At 74.8% G+C, this 15,531-nt stretch carries 13 protein-coding genes; 4 read left to right on the forward strand and 9 right to left on the reverse strand.

What is annotated here, in order from left to right; all coding sequences use genetic code 11:
- Nucleotides 1-100 precede the first annotated feature (100 nt).
- The 7 genes from ABTZ17_RS36975 to ssd all read right to left on the reverse strand — a co-directional run bounded on the left by ABTZ17_RS36975 (nucleotide 101) and on the right by ssd (nucleotide 5,647).
- On the reverse strand, nucleotides 101-679 hold the full coding sequence (locus tag ABTZ17_RS36975) for an Rv3654c family TadE-like protein (RefSeq protein ID WP_502994789.1): 579 nt from the start codon (nucleotides 677-679) through the stop codon (nucleotides 101-103).
- A complete protein-coding gene (locus ABTZ17_RS22640) occupies nucleotides 676-1,185 on the reverse strand; it encodes a TadE family type IV pilus minor pilin (RefSeq protein WP_352197498.1) in 510 nt (169 codons plus the stop codon). Before ABTZ17_RS22640 ends, ABTZ17_RS36975 begins: the two co-directional genes overlap by 4 nt.
- Nucleotides 1,172-1,309 (reverse strand): DUF4244 domain-containing protein, encoded by a 138-nt coding sequence (locus ABTZ17_RS22645; RefSeq protein ID WP_352197523.1) that lies wholly within the window; start codon nucleotides 1,307-1,309, stop codon nucleotides 1,172-1,174. Before ABTZ17_RS22645 ends, ABTZ17_RS22640 begins: the two co-directional genes overlap by 14 nt.
- 300 nt (nucleotides 1,310-1,609) lie before the next feature.
- Nucleotides 1,610-2,452: a type II secretion system F family protein gene (locus ABTZ17_RS22650; RefSeq protein WP_352197499.1), complete on the reverse strand. Its 843-nt coding sequence runs from the start codon at nucleotides 2,450-2,452 to the stop codon at nucleotides 1,610-1,612.
- Complete coding sequence (locus tag ABTZ17_RS22655) at nucleotides 2,449-3,315, reverse strand: type II secretion system F family protein (protein ID WP_352197500.1); 867 nt, start codon at nucleotides 3,313-3,315, stop codon at nucleotides 2,449-2,451. The genes ABTZ17_RS22650 and ABTZ17_RS22655 overlap by 4 nt, the downstream gene beginning before the upstream one ends.
- A complete protein-coding gene (locus tag ABTZ17_RS22660; RefSeq protein ID WP_352197501.1) occupies nucleotides 3,312-4,460 on the reverse strand; it encodes a TadA family conjugal transfer-associated ATPase in 1,149 nt (382 codons plus the stop codon). The genes ABTZ17_RS22655 and ABTZ17_RS22660 overlap by 4 nt, the downstream gene beginning before the upstream one ends.
- Nucleotides 4,457-5,647 carry a septum site-determining protein Ssd gene (ssd, locus tag ABTZ17_RS22665; RefSeq protein ID WP_502994790.1) on the reverse strand — a complete coding sequence of 397 codons (1,191 nt, stop codon included), beginning with the start codon at nucleotides 5,645-5,647 and terminating at the stop codon, nucleotides 4,457-4,459. Before ssd ends, ABTZ17_RS22660 begins: the two co-directional genes overlap by 4 nt.
- A gap of 443 nt (nucleotides 5,648-6,090) precedes the next feature.
- Between ssd and ABTZ17_RS22670 the strand changes: the two genes are divergently transcribed.
- Nucleotides 6,091-6,945: an HAD family hydrolase gene (locus tag ABTZ17_RS22670; RefSeq protein WP_352197502.1), complete on the forward strand. Its 855-nt coding sequence runs from the start codon at nucleotides 6,091-6,093 to the stop codon at nucleotides 6,943-6,945.
- 545 nt (nucleotides 6,946-7,490) lie between these two features.
- Here ABTZ17_RS22670 and ABTZ17_RS22675 read toward each other — a convergent pair.
- A complete protein-coding gene (locus tag ABTZ17_RS22675; protein ID WP_352197503.1) occupies nucleotides 7,491-8,312 on the reverse strand; it encodes a Fic family protein in 822 nt (273 codons plus the stop codon).
- Between the two features lie 102 nt (nucleotides 8,313-8,414).
- Between ABTZ17_RS22675 and ABTZ17_RS22680 the strand changes: the two genes are divergently transcribed.
- Nucleotides 8,415-9,443: an ATP-binding protein gene (locus tag ABTZ17_RS22680; RefSeq protein WP_352197504.1), complete on the forward strand. Its 1,029-nt coding sequence runs from the start codon at nucleotides 8,415-8,417 to the stop codon at nucleotides 9,441-9,443.
- On the opposite strand, the gene ABTZ17_RS22685 is transcribed toward ABTZ17_RS22680, so the two are convergent.
- Nucleotides 9,397-10,701 carry a polysaccharide deacetylase family protein gene (locus ABTZ17_RS22685; protein WP_352197505.1) on the reverse strand — a complete coding sequence of 435 codons (1,305 nt, stop codon included), beginning with the start codon at nucleotides 10,699-10,701 and terminating at the stop codon, nucleotides 9,397-9,399. The genes ABTZ17_RS22680 and ABTZ17_RS22685 overlap by 47 nt on opposite strands.
- 237 nt (nucleotides 10,702-10,938) lie before the next feature.
- Here ABTZ17_RS22685 and ABTZ17_RS22690 point away from each other — a divergent pair, with 237 nt between their 5' ends.
- A complete protein-coding gene (locus ABTZ17_RS22690) occupies nucleotides 10,939-13,278 on the forward strand; it encodes a SulP family inorganic anion transporter (protein WP_352197506.1) in 2,340 nt (779 codons plus the stop codon).
- Between the two features lie 194 nt (nucleotides 13,279-13,472).
- Nucleotides 13,473-15,428: an acetate--CoA ligase gene (acs, locus tag ABTZ17_RS22695; protein WP_352197507.1), complete on the forward strand. Its 1,956-nt coding sequence runs from the start codon at nucleotides 13,473-13,475 to the stop codon at nucleotides 15,426-15,428.
- The last annotated feature ends 103 nt before the right edge of the window (nucleotides 15,429-15,531 follow it).

Consider the following 15,531-nt stretch of genomic DNA (forward strand, 5'->3'; position numbering starts at 1 on the left):
GTCCGGCGGGTCCGACGGGCTCCTGGGGCGGGTCCGACGGTCCGGGGGCGTGGGCTGGGGCCGACCGACCGAGAGGCGGGCCCGGCGGCAGTCGACTCCGTCAGGTTCCCCGGGGAGGGGACCTCTCCGGTGGCCCCGCCGGGCCCGTCGGTACGGAGCGCGGCCCGGGTCCGGAGCCCGTCGGAGGCTCGGAACGGCCGCCTGACGCAACGGGCCCGGTAGGACGCCACCCCACAGGTCCGGCCCCCGGCCCCCAGGCGTCCGGAAACCCACCGATGGGCGGGCCGACGGCCGTGTCGGACAGGGCCTCGGGGGGCCCGGCGCGCGAGCGGGCCCGGGCCGTGAAGGGGCCGCCGTCCGCCTCGGCCCGGACGTCCACCACCTCGCCCCCGACCTCGCAGTGCACCAGGCGCGCCCGCTGCGCCGCCGCCACCCGCCCGGCGGCCGCGCAGGCCGCCTCCCGGCCCAGCTGCCACCGGGCCGCCGCCGCGAGGGCGGCGAGGTCGGCGGCACCCGCGGCCCGGTGTCGGACGGTCACCGCCTGCCCCAGCAAGAGGATCCCGCCGAAGACCGCACACAGCGCGCAGGCCACGACCGCCGCCCACACCGAGGCCGAACCCCGATCCGAGCGGTCCGAGCGGTCCGCCTCCCGGCTCGTGCCGGTCCCCGCACGCCTCATGGCCCCACCCCACCGTTCCCGGCCCGAGCGACCTCCGCGGCGCCCGGCCCGGCCGTGCCGGGCGGCCCGCCCGGATCCGGTGCGGATGGCACGGCGTCGGACGGAAGGCCATCGGACGCCGGGGCGTCCGTTGCCGGGACATCGGTTGCCGTGCCATCGGACGGCCCGATCGTGTCCTCGGCCCAGGCGACCGCTTCGGCCGCCAAGCGCACCCGCAGGGCCGCCGGGCCGGGGGCCGGGGCCTCCACCCGGACCCGCCACAGCTCGCCGGTCCGCTCCACCGCGATCCTCGCGCCGCCGGGCGCGGAGGCCTGGGCGATGTCCTCGGCCCGCCCCGGTGGCTCCGACCGGGCCGCCGCGCGGGCCCCGGCCCGTGCCGCGTCCACGCACCGGATCTGCGCGGCCGCCGCGAGGAGCCCCCAGACCAGCGCCGTCGCCAGGAGCACCAGCGCCGGGAGGACGAGGGCCGCCTCGGCCGTCACGTAGCCCCGGTCAGAACGGCGCATCGAGCGCCCTGCCGATCGTGGCCTGGAGGGCCGAGGAAACCGCCTCGCTGGTCACGACCTTGTAGAGCACCGCCGCGAAGGCACAGGCCGCGATGGTGCCCATGGCGTACTCGCTGGTCGACATCCCGGCGTCCGACCGCCGCCGCAGCACCACCAGCCGCGCGCGCAACCACTCCCGGGCCCGGATTCCCCGTCCCGCCCCGCTCCGCGCCGGCACCCGCTGCCCGGCCTGTACGCCCGTGTTCTCCGTGCCGCGCCCCATGACCCGCTCCATGTCCCGCTCGCTGACTCGATCCATCCGAACTCACCCGTCTCCGTCGTTCTCCGTCGTGCTGCCGCGCAGCCGTGCCGTCGTCGCTTCGTTTCGTCGTGCCGCCGTGTCCTGCTGTGGCGTCGTGCCGTGCCGTGGGTCGTGTGGCTCCGCTCAACCCCCGGACAGCAGCCCGGAGGCCAGCCCGATCACCACCGGGGCCACCCCGACCGCGAGGAAGGCGGGCAGGAAGCACAGCCCGACCGGGGCGGTGATCAGTACGGTGGCCCGCTGGGCCCTCGCGGCCGCCTCCCGGGACCGGTCCGCGCGCAGTGCCGTCGCCAGCCGTGAGACCGGCTCGGCCGCCGGGGCCCCGGTACGGGCCGCCCGCTCCAGGCAGTCGGCCAGCGGCCGGGCACCCGGTATCCCGGCGAGGGGACCCCACGCGGCTCCGGGATCGCCGCCGAGCCGCAGCTCTGCCCCGGCCCGCGCGAGGCGGGCGCCGACCGGTCCGCCGAGGGAGTCCCCGACGACCTCGGCCGCCTCCCGTGGCCCCGCTCCGGCCGCGAGGCAGGCGGCGAGCAGATCGGCGGCGAGGGGGAGCTGACGCTCCGCCACGGCGCGCTCCCGCCGATCCGCGGCCCCCTCGGCGCCTCCCGACCGGGCGCGGGCCCGGTGGAGCGCCCAACCGGCCGCGCAGCCCGCCAGGAGCCCTTTCCAGCCCCCCAGCAACACCCAGCCCGCCGCCACCGCGGCGAGCGGCCGCCACCCGCGCGCCCACGGCACACCGCGGGCCCACCGGCGGGACGACGACTCCGCCCCGCCCAGGGCGACCAGGCCCGTCAGGGCGGTGATGCGGCGGCGCAGCGCCCGCTCCCGCCGCCAGGCGGCCGCTCCCCAGGCCAGGGACGCCCCGGCGCATCCGAGCGCGCCGAGGATCCACAGCCTGTGGACCACCGCCCCGCTCGCCGCCCCGTCCACCGAGGCGACCGCCAGCGCCGCCGGCGCCCCGCTCACGTCCGCGCCCCGGTCCGTACGATGCGCCGGACCCACAGCAGCCCGAGCGCCTCCAGGACGGCGCCGGCCAGCAGGCAACCCAGCCCCGGCGCGGTGTGGAACAGGACCCGCAAGGGGTCCGCGCCCAGGGCCGTGCCGATCAGCAGGGCCAGGACGGGCAGCAGGGCCAGCACCACGGCCGTGGAGCGGACGCCGGCCAGCTGGGCCCGCAGGGACTCGGCCTGGTCCCGTTCGGCCCGCAGCGCGGCTTCCAGGCGTTCCAGTCCGGCCGCGAGTCCGGCGCCGCCGTCCACCGACACCTGCCAGCAGGCGGCCAGTCCGGCCAGCCCCTCGGCTCCCGGCTCGCGCGCGGCCTGGCGGAGCGCCCGGGGGACGTCACCGCCGAACGCGGCCGCCGCCAGCACGGCGGCCTCCGCGCCGCCGGGGCCCGGCACCGGACCCCGTAGCGCGGCGGACAACGCCTGTCCGGGCTGGAGTCCGGCGCGCGACTCTCCCGCCACGAAGGCGCACAGGGCGATCACCTCGGCGGCCCGCTCCCGGCGGGCCCGCGCCGCCGCCGCGGCCCGCGACCGGCGCCGGACCAGCGGCACCGCCGCCACCCCGAGCAGCAGGGGTACGGGCGAGGCGGCGGCCACGGCCACCAGCAGCCCGAGCGCCGGCGCCGCCCACTCGCGGCGGCCCCGCAGCGCACCGGCGGCGCGCGCCACCCGCGCCCGCACCCCGGCCGCCGGGCCCGGGACCGCGGAGCCTCCGGCGAAGAGCGGACCGGCCCGCCGGGCCACGGCGGTCCCGCCCCCGCCCGGCCCCACCGCGAGGGCGCACAGGGCCAGCACGGCGGGCAGCAGGGCTCCCGCGCCGGTCACCGCATGCCTCCGAGCATCGGTCCGAGTCGCGCCCAGCCGCGCTCCCGGACGAACCCCCGGGCGCCCCAGCGGAGCGCGGGCACCGTCACCACCCAGCCCTGGGGGTCCCGCTCCAGGACGTGCACCTCGGCGAGGCGGCGACGACCGCCGCGGTCCCGGACCAGGTGCACCACCACGGAGAGGGCCGCCGCCAACTGGCTGTGCAGCGCGGCCCGGTCGAGCCCGGCGGCGGTGCCCAACGCCTCCAGCCGGGCGGGCACGTGCCCGGCGGTGTTGGCGTGGACCGTGCAACTGCCGCCTTCGTGTCCGGTGTTCAGGGCGGCGAGCAGGTCGGCCACCTCCGGGCCGCGGACCTCGCCGACGACCAGCCGGTCGGGCCGCATCCGCAGGGCCTGCCGCACCAGGTCCGTGAGGGTGACCAGACCCGCCCCCTCCTGGTTCGCCGGACGGGTCTCCAGGCGGACCACGTGGGGGTGGTCGGGGCGCAGTTCGGCGGAGTCCTCGGCGAGGACGATCCGCTCGCCGGGCCCGACGAGTCCGAGCAGGGAGCTGAGGAGGGTGGTCTTGCCGGTGCCGGTGCCGCCGCTGATGAGGAAGGAGAGGCGGGCCGCCATCAGGGCCCGCAGGATCCGGGGCCCGCCCGGCGGGAGGGTGCCCGCCTCGGCGAGCTCTTCGAGGGTGAAGGCCCGGGGCCGCACCACCCGCAGGGACAGGCAGGCCGAGCCGACGGCCACCGGGGGGAGCACCGCGTGCAGTCGGGTGCCGTCGGGCAGTCGGGCGTCCACCCAGGGGCGGGCGTCGTCCAGCCGGCGGCCGGCGACCGAGGCGAGCCGTTGGGCCAGTCGCCGGACGGCCTCGGCGTCGGCGAAGCGGACTCCGGCCGGTTCCAGTCCGGAGCCGCGGTCGACCCAGACCCGGTCCGGGGCGGCGACGAGCACGTCCGTCACGGCCGGGTCGGCGAGCAGGGGCTCCAGGGGGCCCGCTCCCACCAGCTCGCTGCGCAGTTCCCGGGCGGCGCCCAGGACTTCGGCGTCCCCGAGGACCCGTCCCTGGGCCCGCAGCACCGCCGCGACCCGGGCCGGGGTGGGCTCCGCCCCGCTCTCGGCCAGTTTCCGGCGGACGGCGTCGAGGAGTCCGGCGCTCATGCGGCACCCGCCCCGGGCAGGGCCCGCGCCCAGAACTCGGCGCAGAACCGGGCGAGGGGCCCGCGCGGTCGGGTGCCGGGTGGCTCGCCGGATTCGGCGGCCTCGGTCAGGCCCGGCTCGGAGGGCAGTTCACCGGCGAGGGCCAGTCCCAGCAGGCCGGCGACGGCCTCGGAGTCGAGGCCCGGCGGGAAGGGGCCCCGGACGACGGCCCGCAGGTCCCGGGCGAGGGGGCCGGCCGCTCCCGCGACCCGGCCCGCCGCGGCCACCGGCCGCAGGCCGGCGGGGACCACCAGCAGGGCGAGGTCGAGTTGGGCCAGAACCTCGCCGACGCCCTCGTCGATCCGGCGCGGCAGGTCCACCACGACCACTCCGCCGCGGCGCCGGGCCGCGGCGAGCACCGAGCGCACGGCGGCGGGGGGCACCACCACCCGGTCCCCGCGGTCCCAGCTGAGCACCCGCAGCGCGTGGAGTTCGGGGAGGGATTCCTCCAGTGCGCCACCCGCGACCCGGCCCCGGGAGGCCGCGAAGTCGGGCCAGCGCAGCCCCTCGACGGCCTCGGCCCCCAGCAGGACGTCCAGGCCGCCGCCGAGCGGGTCGGCGTCGACGAGCATGGTGCGCTCCCCGGACCGGGCGGCCGTGACGGCCAGGGCGCAGGCGAGGGTGGAGGCCCCGGCGCCGCCGCTGCCGCCGATCACCCCGACGGTGAGGGCCTGGTGGGCGGAGCCTTCGGCCACGTCGGCGATGCGGTCCACGAGCCAGGGCTCGTCCTCGGGCAGCCGCAGCACCTGCTCGGCCCCGATCCCGACCGCGCGCCGCCAGACCCGTGGGTCCTCCCGGTCCCTGCCGACCAGCAGGACCCCGCCCCGCCGGGGCGCTCCCGCGAGCCGGTCCGCGGCGTCCTCACCGACGAGGACCAGCGGGGCCGCCTCCCACGGCGGTCCGGGCAGTCCGGGGCCGTCGGGTGGGGGTGCGCCGCCGGGCGTGCCGGGCCGGCCGGGCGTCCGCTCCGGCGGCGCGTGCGCCACCCTCGGCTCGGCCCCGGCGGCCGCGCAGAGCCTGAGCAGGTCGTCCAGGAGCGCCGGGTCCTCGGTGAGGATCAGCGGCCGACCGGCCCCCACCTCGGGCGGGTGCCGCCGCCCCCGTCGTCCGACCGGCTCCCGCGACTTCGATCCCGTCACGATCTCCACCCCTTCTCGCTGCAAATCCCACGGCCACGGACTTCGCGGCCGGAATCACAGTGCAGGGATCAGGAAATGGAAGTGGATCTTGCTGGATAACTGTGGACAGTGGAGGTCCTGTGAATAACTCCGTCACCCTTTCCGAAAACTTCCCCAGAGCACCGGAACCGTCACTCAGCGTGACGCGTTGGGTGGATCAGGAGGGCGCCGGGCCGATCGGCGGAGCGGAGGGGTGCGGGACGTGCGGAAGCCGGCCACCATCGAAGGAGGGGCCGAAAATGCATCCGGACATGCGACGACCCCCGCCGGGGGGGAGAGCGGGGGTCGTCCCCACAGTCCGACTCGGGGGGGGAGGAGCCAGACCGGGTTAGCACGGTCGCGAACGATCCGTGACTTCCATGGTGTACCCGAGAGCCCTCTCAGGCAAACCCACACGCCACACCTTAGGCCGAATGGTGGGCGCATATGCTCGGGGCGTGGAAAACCACTCCTTGCCCCGCACAGCCGCCTTCTTCGACCTGGACAAGACGGTCATTGCGAAGTCGAGCACGCTGACCTTCAGCAAGTCCTTCTACCAGGGCGGCCTGATCAACCGCCGCGCCGTACTGCGCACCGCGTACACGCAGTTCATCTTCCTGGCCGGCGGCGCCGACCACGATCAGATGGAACGGATGCGCGAGTACCTCTCCGCCCTGTGCAAGGGCTGGAACGTGCAGCAGGTCCGCGAGATCGTCGCCGAGGCGCTCCACGACCTCATCGACCCGATCATCTACGACGAGGCCGCCTCCCTCATCGAGGCCCACCACACCGCCGGCCGGGACGTGGTGATCGTCTCGACCTCGGGGGCCGAAGTCGTCGAGCCCATCGGGGAGATGCTCGGCGCCGACCGCGTCGTCGCCACCCGCATGGTGGTCGGCGAGGACGGTTGCTTCACCGGTGAGATCGAGTACTACGCCTACGGCCCCACCAAGGCCGAAGCGGTCCGGCAGCTCGCCGAGTCCGAGGGCTACGACCTCGCCCGGTGCTACGCCTACAGCGACTCGATCACCGACGTGCCGATGCTGGAGGCCGTGGGCCACCCGCACGCGGTCAACCCGGACCGGGCCCTGCGCAAGGAGGCGCAGGCCCGCGAGTGGCCGGTCCTGGTCTTCGACCGGCCCGTCCGGCTCAAGCAGCGGCTGCCCGGACTGTCGATGCCCCCGCGTCCGGCCCTGATGGCCGTGGCCGCGGTGGGCGCGGCGGCGGCCACCGCCGGCCTGGTCTGGTACGCCAGCCGGCGCCGGTCCCTCGCGGGCCGCGCGGCCTGATCCGACCGCGCACGCGACGGCCGCACCGGAGCGCACCGGGTCGGCGGGGCACGACCCCGCCGACCCCGCCAACCCGGCCGCCGGGGACCTCGGCGCACTCCCCCCACGGACCCGTCGGGCCGGATTCCCGGCCGGGAAGGGGAGTTCCGCGACCCCGGGGCCACCGGCTGACCTGCGCGAACGCGCGGTGCCCGATTCCTCCGCAGCTGCCCCGGAAAGTAAAGATCTATGGCCAGGGGTACCGCTTCCTCCCGAACGGAGGTACAAAGGATGCACGGCCCGCGAGACCGAAGAACATCCGAGAGGATCATCTTTAGAACGCAGCAAGGCCCCACGGACCGCACGCAGGACCGCCGAGCACCCACGCGACGTCGACCCGTCGATTACGGGCCAGCCGCACCAGGTGACGGGCAGAGCTCCCGGCCTGATGGGCAACCATCGAGGACGCTTGGTAACTGGGCGGAAATGCCAGCGGCGACACCATGAGCAGGACGGTGTCGCCGCAACCCTTTGCCCGGGGCGGCACTTCACCCCCGGCGCGCGCCTCAGGCCGCGCCGCGCTGGAGCGCCTCGCACACCGCCGTCGACTCGCGGACGCCGAGCTCGACCGCCCGCCCGCAGTGCGCGATCCACGCCGCCATCCCCTCCGGAGTACCGGAGACGTAGCCGTCGAGGGCCGCCAGGTAGGCGGCGCGCCCCAGTTCGGCGTGACCGACCTCCGCCGGGCAGACCGCCTTCGGGTCCAGGCCGCTGCCGATCAGCACGATCCGCTCGGCGGTCCGCGCCACCAGCCCGTTGTCCGATCCGAAGGGCCGCAGCGCCAGCAGCTCGCCGTGCACCACGGCGGCGGTCACCAGCGCCGGGGCCGAACTCCCCGCCAGCAGCAGTCCCGCCAGGCCGTCCAACCGGCCCGCCACCTCGGTGGCGTCCGGCAGCGGCAGCTCCACCAGCGGCTCCGTGACCGGCTCGCCCCCGAGTCGCGGGCGGCCCACGGTGTCGTCCGGGGCGGCCCCGCCCGCGGCCACCAGGTGCAGCCGGGCCAGGACCCGCAGCGGGGACTGCCGCCAGATGCTCAACAGCTGCCCCGCCTCGGCGGTGAGCCGCAGGGCCGCACCGACGGGTCGGGCCTCGGGGTCGGCGCCGAAGTCCGTACGCCGGCGCACCTCCTCCAGGGCCCAGTCGGCACCCGCGAGGGCCGCGCTGCCGCGGGCTCCGCGCAGGGCGGCCTCGGAGGCGATCTCCAGGCTGCGGCGGCGCATGACCCGATGCCCGTAGACCCGGTCGACGGCCTTGCGCATGGACTCCACGGCCTCGGGAACCCCGGGCAGGGTGGCGAGGGCGGCCAGGGGATCGGCAGTCGTACTCATAGGTAGGGAGCCTACGCACCCGAGGCCGCGGCCCCACGTTGGAGTGGTCTTCTTCACTCACCTCGACCACGCGGCGCGAGCATGCCACTACTCTTGGTGAACATGAAGATCGCTTTCGTGGGGAAGGGCGGCAGCGGCAAGACCACCCTGTCCTCCCTGTTCATCCGCCACCTCGTCGCACACCGGGCCCCAGTCGTCGCGGTGGACGCCGACATCAACCAGCACCTCGGCGCCGCCCTCGGCCTGGCCGAGGAGACCTCCGCGGCACTGCCCGCGCTCGGCGCGCACCTGCCCCTGATCAAGGAGTACCTGCGGGGCTCGAACCCGCGCATCGCCTCCGCCGAGACGATGATCAAGACCACTCCGCCCGGCGCGGGCTCCCGGCTGCTGCGGGTGCGCGAGGAGAACCCGGTCTACGCCGCGTGCGGGCGCTCCGTGGCCCTCGACGGGGGCTCCGCCCTCCTCATGGCCACCGGCCCGTTCACCGAGTCCGACCTGGGCGTGGCCTGCTACCACTCCAAGGTCGGCGCGGTGGAGCTGTGCCTGAACCACCTGGTGGATGGCGCCGGCGAGTACGTGGTGGTGGACATGACGGCGGGCTCGGACTCCTTCGCCTCGGGCATGTTCACCCGCTTCGACGTGACCTTCCTGGTCGCCGAGCCCACCCGCAAGGGCGTGTCCGTCTACCGCCAGTACAAGGAGTACGCGCGGGACTTCGGGGTGGCCCTGAAGGTCGTCGGGAACAAGGTGCAGGGCGAGGACGACCTGGAGTTCCTGCGCGCCGAGATCGGCGAGGACCTGCTGGTGACGGTGGGCCAGTCGGACTGGGTGCGGGCCATGGAGAAGGGGCGGCCGGCGCCCTTCTCGGAGCTGGAGCCGGGCACCGGGCGGGCCCTGGAGCTGTTGCGCGAGACCGTGGACGGCGCGTACGCCCGCCGGGACTGGCGGCGCTACACCGAGCAGATGGTGCACTTCCACCGGCGCAACGCCGAGAGCTGGGGCAACGCGAAGACCGGGACCGACCTGGCGGACCAGATCGACCCCGGCTTCGTACTGTGCGAGGAACCGGCGGAGCCGGGTCCGCTCAGTCCTCCTCGGTCCGCTGCGCGGCCTTCTCCGCAGCCTGCTTGACGGCGGCCGGCGCCGCGGGGGCGGCCGGGGCGGTCAGGAACTTCGTCCAGCCCTCCTTCGGCGCCTCGCCGACCCCCAGGGTGCGCATCCGCTCCAGGGCGGCCGGGTCCTGCGCGTCCAACCAGTCGGCGAGCTCGCGGAAGGGCACGCAGCGGACCTCGGGCTTGGTGCAGACGTTCTGGATGGTCTCCTCGACGGCGCGCATGTAGGTGCCGCCGTTCCAGGACTCGAAGTGGTTGCCGATGATCAGCGGCGCGCGGTTGCCCTGGTAGGCGCGGTCGAACGCCTGGAGCAGGCCGTCACGCATCTGGTCGCCCCAGTAGCGGTGCTGGGAGGGGTCGCCCTGGGTGGTGGTCCCGGACTGGTTCACGAGGTAGTTGTAATCCATGCTCAGCGTCTCGAAGGCGCGGCCGGGCATGGGGACGAGCTGGAGCGGCAGGTCCCAGAGGCCGTCGGTCCGCTTCGGCCAGACCTGCTTGCTGATGCCGCTGGAGTCGTAGCGGAAGCCGAGCTGCTTCGCGGCGGCCATGAAGTTCTTCTGGCCTTCGAGGCAGGGAGTGCGGGCCCCGATCAGCTCCTTGTCGTAGTCGAAGGGCAGGGCCTTCTCCGCGGTGAGGCCGGAGTTGGTCTTCCAGTTCTTGACGAACGACTTGGCCTGGGCGATCTCGCTCTTCCACTCCTCCACCGACCAGGTCCCGACCCCGCCCTCGGGTCCGCAGAAGTGGCCGTTGAAGTGGGTGCCGATCTCGTTGCCCTCCAGCCAGGCCCCGCGCAGGTGCTCGGCGGTCTCCTTGATCCCCTTCAGGTCGCCGAAGCCGATGTCGGACCGGCCCGCGGAGTGCTGCGGAGCCGTGTAGAGGTGACGTTTCTCCTCGGGCAGCATGTAGATCCCGCTGAGGAAGTACGTCATCCGCGCGTTGTACTTGCGGCCGACGTCGCGGAAGTGGGAGAAGAGCTGCTGGCTGTCCTCGCCGGCACCGTCCCAGGAGAACACCACGAACTGCGGGGGCTTCTCGCCCGGCGCCAGCTTCTCCACCGTGCCCAGCTTGGGCTGGGAGCCGGTGTACGAGGTGGAGCCGTCGCCGATCAGCTTCAGCACGCTGCCGGGCGCGGGGGCGGCCGGAGCGGCCGGGGCACCCTTGCGGGGCGCGTTCGGGGCGGCGCTCCCGGCGGGCTCCTCGGGATCCGCGCAACCGGCCGCGGCCATGACGAGTGCCGTGGCCACCAGGCCCCCGGCGATCTTCTTCGAGGCGGCCATTCCGCCCTCCCTCTTCCGTGCAGGTGGTCCGCGTGCGGCGGCTCGCTGCAAGGTCGCACGGGGCGGCGCCCCGAAAGGTATGACAAGCCGTAAAAACTGCTTATTCATCCTGTGGGGTCAATCGATGGACCATTTGCCCGAGTTGTCAGGTCGACTTCTTTACTCCGCATTACGATCCCATTACCCAGCGTTGAGAATCCCGCCGCTTCACCCCCTGCCCCGGAGGAGACGGGAACCATGCCCGCACGCACCCACGCAGCACCTTTCTCCGCGGACCTGTCCGCGTCCGTAGCCGTCTTCCTGATCGCCCTTCCGCTCTCCCTCGGCATCGCCCTCGCCACCGGCGCCCCGCTCCAGGCCGGCCTGGTCGCCGCGGCCGTCGGCGGGATCGTCGCGGGCCGGCTCGGCGGCGCCCCGCTCCAGGTGAGCGGTCCGGCGGCCGGACTGACCGTGGTCACCGCCGAACTGATCCAGCGTTACGGCTGGCGCACCACTTGCGCCATCACCGTCCTCGCGGGCTTCGCCCAGCTCGGCCTGGCCCTGCTGCGCACCGCCCGGTCGGCGCTCATGGTCAGCCCCGCCATCGTCCACGGCATGCTCGCCGGCATCGGCGTCACGATCGCCCTCGCCCAGCTGCACATCGTGCTCGGTGGCAGCCCCCAGAGCTCCGCCATCGACAACGCCCTCGGCCTGCCCGGCCAGTTGGCCGACCCGCACCCCGCCGCCCTCGCGGTCAGCGCCCTCACCCTCGCCGTCTTCCTCGGCTGGCCCCGCCTCCCCGGCCGGGCCGGTCAGCGGCTGCGCAAGGTGCCCGCCGCGCTCGCCGCCGTCGGCACCGCCACCGCGGCGGCCACCCTCGCCGGGCTCACCCTCCCCCGGGTGGACCTGCCCTCCTGGCGCAGCCACGCCCTGCCGGAGATGCCCGAGGGGCCCGTCCTGGGCCTGATCGCGGCGGTCCTGACGATCACTCTGGTCGGCAGCGTGGAATCCCTGCTCAGCGCGGTGGCCACCGACAAGCTGATCGCCTCGGAGCGGGCCACGGGCGACCGCCCGCCGCGCGCCGACCTCGACCGCGAACTGCGCGGCCAGGGCGCGGCGAACATCGTCTCCGGCGCCCTGGGCGGACTGCCCATCACCGGCGTGGCCGTGCGCAGCGTGGCGAACGTCAAGTCCGGTGCGGTCAGCCGTCGGTCGACGATGCTGCACGGGCTGTGGCTGGTCCTGGCCGCCGGGCTGCTGGTGCCGGTGCTGGACCTGATCCCGCTGGCCGCGCTCGCCGCCCTCGTGATGGCCGTCGGCGTGCAGATGGTCAACATCACGCACATGCGCAACGTCACCCGGCACCGGGAGTTCGTGGTCTACCTGACCACCACGGCCGGGGTGGTGCTGTTCGGCGTCCTGGAGGGCGTGGGCCTGGGCATCGCCGTGGCCGTGGGGCTCGCCCTGCACCGGCTGGCCCGCACCCGCGTCACCCACGAGGTCCGCGGGGAGGTCCACCACCTGCGGATCCGCGGGCAGCTCACCTTCCTCGCGGTGCCGCGGCTCAGCCGGGAGCTGGGCCGGATCCCCACGGACGCCGCGGTGGTGATGGAGCTGGACGGCTCCTTCATGGACCACGCCGCCTACGAGGCGCTCAAGGACTGGCAGGACTCCCAGGTCGCGCACGGCGGTCGGGTCGAGGTCACCGGCCGGCCCGGCGCGAAGCCCGGCAGCGGGCGGGCCCGCGGGGCGCACCCGTGCTGCCGCCCCTGGACCCCCTGGCAGAACCACTGCGACCACCGGTCCGCCCCGGCCGAACCGGTCCGCGGCGGCGGTCGACTGGCCAGCGGGATCGGGGTGTTCCAGCGGGAGACCGCCCCGCACGTGCGCGGGGAGCTGGAGCGGCTGGCCCGCGAGGGGCAGCGCCCCACGCAGCTCTTCCTCACCTGCGCGGACTCCCGGCTGGTGACGAGCATGATCACGGCGAGCGGGCCGGGGGACCTCTTCACGGTGCGCAACGTGGGCAACCTCGTTCCGCTGCCGGGCGAGGAGGTCACGGACGAGTCGGTGGCCGCGGCCATCGAGTACGCCGTGGACGTGCTCCGGGTGGACTCCATCACGGTCTGCGGGCACTCCGGCTGCGGGGCCATGCAGGCCCTGCTCGACTCGGCCCCGGGGGCCCCGGCCACCCCGCTGCGCCGCTGGCTGCGGCACGGCCTGCCGAGCCTGGAGCGGATGTCCAGCCGCCACCAGCCGTGGGCCCGGATCTCGGGCCGGCTGCCGGCGGACGCGGTGGAGCAGCTCTGCCTGACCAACGTGGTGCAGCAGCTGGAGCACCTGCGCGCGCACGAGTCGGTGGCCCGGCGGCTCGCCGAGGGCACGCTGGAGCTGCACGGGATGTACTTCCACGTGGGCGAGGCCCAGGCGTACCTGCTCACCGAAGGTGACGGATTCTTCGACGACCACGTCTTCGACCGGGTGCACCCGGACGCGGTCCCGGCCGCGCCCGCGGCGGTCGGGGCGCCCGGCGCCATGGGTTCCGACCAGGACGGACCGTTCGGAACGCGCCGATCCGCCCTGGAGGAGACCCGCGCCTGAACCGACGGCACACCGCGTCCGTGAGACGGTATGGCCCCTTCCCGCACCCTGCAGCGGGAAGGGGCCTTCCGCATGAGCGGCCCCGGTGGCCCGCTATAGGTCTAAACCAATTTCCGGTTACCCCTTGTCACCTGGGCATCTGACTGATGAGCTATGCCCGGGACACAACGGACACCCTGGGAAAGGGAGATGTCGTGAGCAACGAAAGCCTGGCCAACCTGCTCAAAGAGGAGCGGCGGTTCGCACCGCCCGCCGATCTGGCCGCCGCCGCCAACGTCACGGCGGACGCCTACGCACAGGCCGAGGCAGACCGGCTGGGCTTCTGGGCCACGCAGGCCCGTCGCCTGACCTGGGCCACCGAGCCGACCGAGACGCTCGACTGGACCAACCCGCCCTTCGCGAAGTGGTTCGCCGACGGCAAGCTCAACGTGGCGTACAACTGCGTGGACCGGCACGTGGAGGCCGGCAACGGCGACCGCGTGGCCCTCCACTTCGAGGGCGAGCCGGGCGACAGCCGCTCGATCACCTACGCCGAGCTCAAGGACGAGGTCTCGCGGGCCGCGAACGCCCTCACCGAGCTGGGCGTACGGGCCGGCGACCGAGTCGCGGTCTACCTGCCGATGATCCCCGAGGCGGTCGTCGCGATGCTCGCGTGCGCCCGCGTGGGCGCCGCGCACTCCGTGGTCTTCGGCGGCTTCTCCGCCGACGCCGTCGCCTCCCGCATCCAGGACGCCGACGCCAAGCTCGTCATCACCGCCGACGGCGGCTACCGCCGGGGCAAGCCCTCCGCGCTGAAGCCCGCCATCGACGAGGCCGTGGCCCGCTGCCCGCAGGTCGAGAACGTCCTCGTGGTGCGCCGCACCGGCCAGGAGACCGCCTTCACCGAAGGCCGCGACGTCTGGTGGCACGACCTGGTCGGCCGCCAGTCCGCCGAGCACGAGCCGCAGCCCTTCGATGCCGAGCACCCGCTCTTCATCCTGTACACCTCGGGCACCACCGGGAAGCCCAAGGGCATCCTGCACACCTCCGGCGGCTACCTCACCCAGGCCGCGTACACCCACCACGCGGTCTTCGACCTCAAGCCGGAGACCGACGTCTACTGGTGCACCGCCGACATCGGCTGGGTCACCGGGCACTCCTACATCGTCTACGGCCCGCTCGCCAACGGCGCCACCCAGGTCATGTACGAGGGCACCCCGGACACCCCGCACCAGGGCCGCTTCTGGGAGATCGTCCAGAAGTACGGGGTCACCATCCTGTACACGGCGCCGACGGCGATCCGCACCTTCATGAAGTGGGGAGACGACATCCCCGCGAAGTTCGACCTGTCGAGCCTGCGCGTGCTCGGCTCGGTCGGCGAGCCCATCAACCCCGAGGCGTGGGTCTGGTACCGCGAGCACATCGGCGGCGGCCGCTGCCCGATCGTGGACACCTGGTGGCAGACCGAGACCGGCGCCATGATGATCGCCCCGCTGCCCGGGGTCACCGAGACCAAGCCCGGCTCCGCCCAGCGCGCCCTGCCCGGCATCGGCGCCACCGTCGTCGACGACGAGGCCCGCGAGGTCGCGAACGGCGGGGGCGGCTACCTGGTCCTCACCGAGCCGTGGCCCTCCATGCTGCGCACCATCTGGGGCGACGACCAGCGCTTCATCGACACCTACTGGTCCCGCTTCGAGGGCAAGTACTTCGCCGGCGACGGGGCCAAGAAAGACGAGGACGGGGACATCTGGCTGCTCGGCCGGGTGGACGACGTCATGCTGGTCTCGGGCCACAACATCTCCACCACCGAGGTCGAGTCGGCCCTGGTCTCGCACCCCTCGGTGGCCGAGGCCGCCGTGGTCGGCGCCGCCGACGAGACCACCGGACAGGCCATCGTCGCCTTCGTCATCCTCCGCGGCACCGCCAGCGAGGACGAGGGGCTCGTCGCCGAGCTGCGCAACCACGTCGGCGCCACCCTGGGCCCGATCGCCAAGCCCAAGCGGATCCTGCCGGTCCAGGAGCTCCCGAAGACCCGCTCCGGCAAGATCATGCGCCGTCTCCTGCGCGACGTGGCCGAGAACCGCGAGCTGGGCGACGTCACCACCCTCACCGACTCCTCGGTGATGGACCTCATCCAGACCAAGCTGCCCGCGGCGGGCAGCGAGGACTGAGCGGCCCCCGCGGACGCCCGGCCCGGCACCCGGTCTCCCCGGGGGCCGGGCCGGGCCCGTTCCCGCGCCCCGCGGGCCCGCACCCGGGCGGGTCCGCACCGCG

Origin of the sequence: Streptomyces sp. NPDC097619 (genome assembly GCF_040302735.1) — a bacterium.
GTDB lineage: Bacteria > Actinomycetota > Actinomycetes > Streptomycetales > Streptomycetaceae > Streptomyces.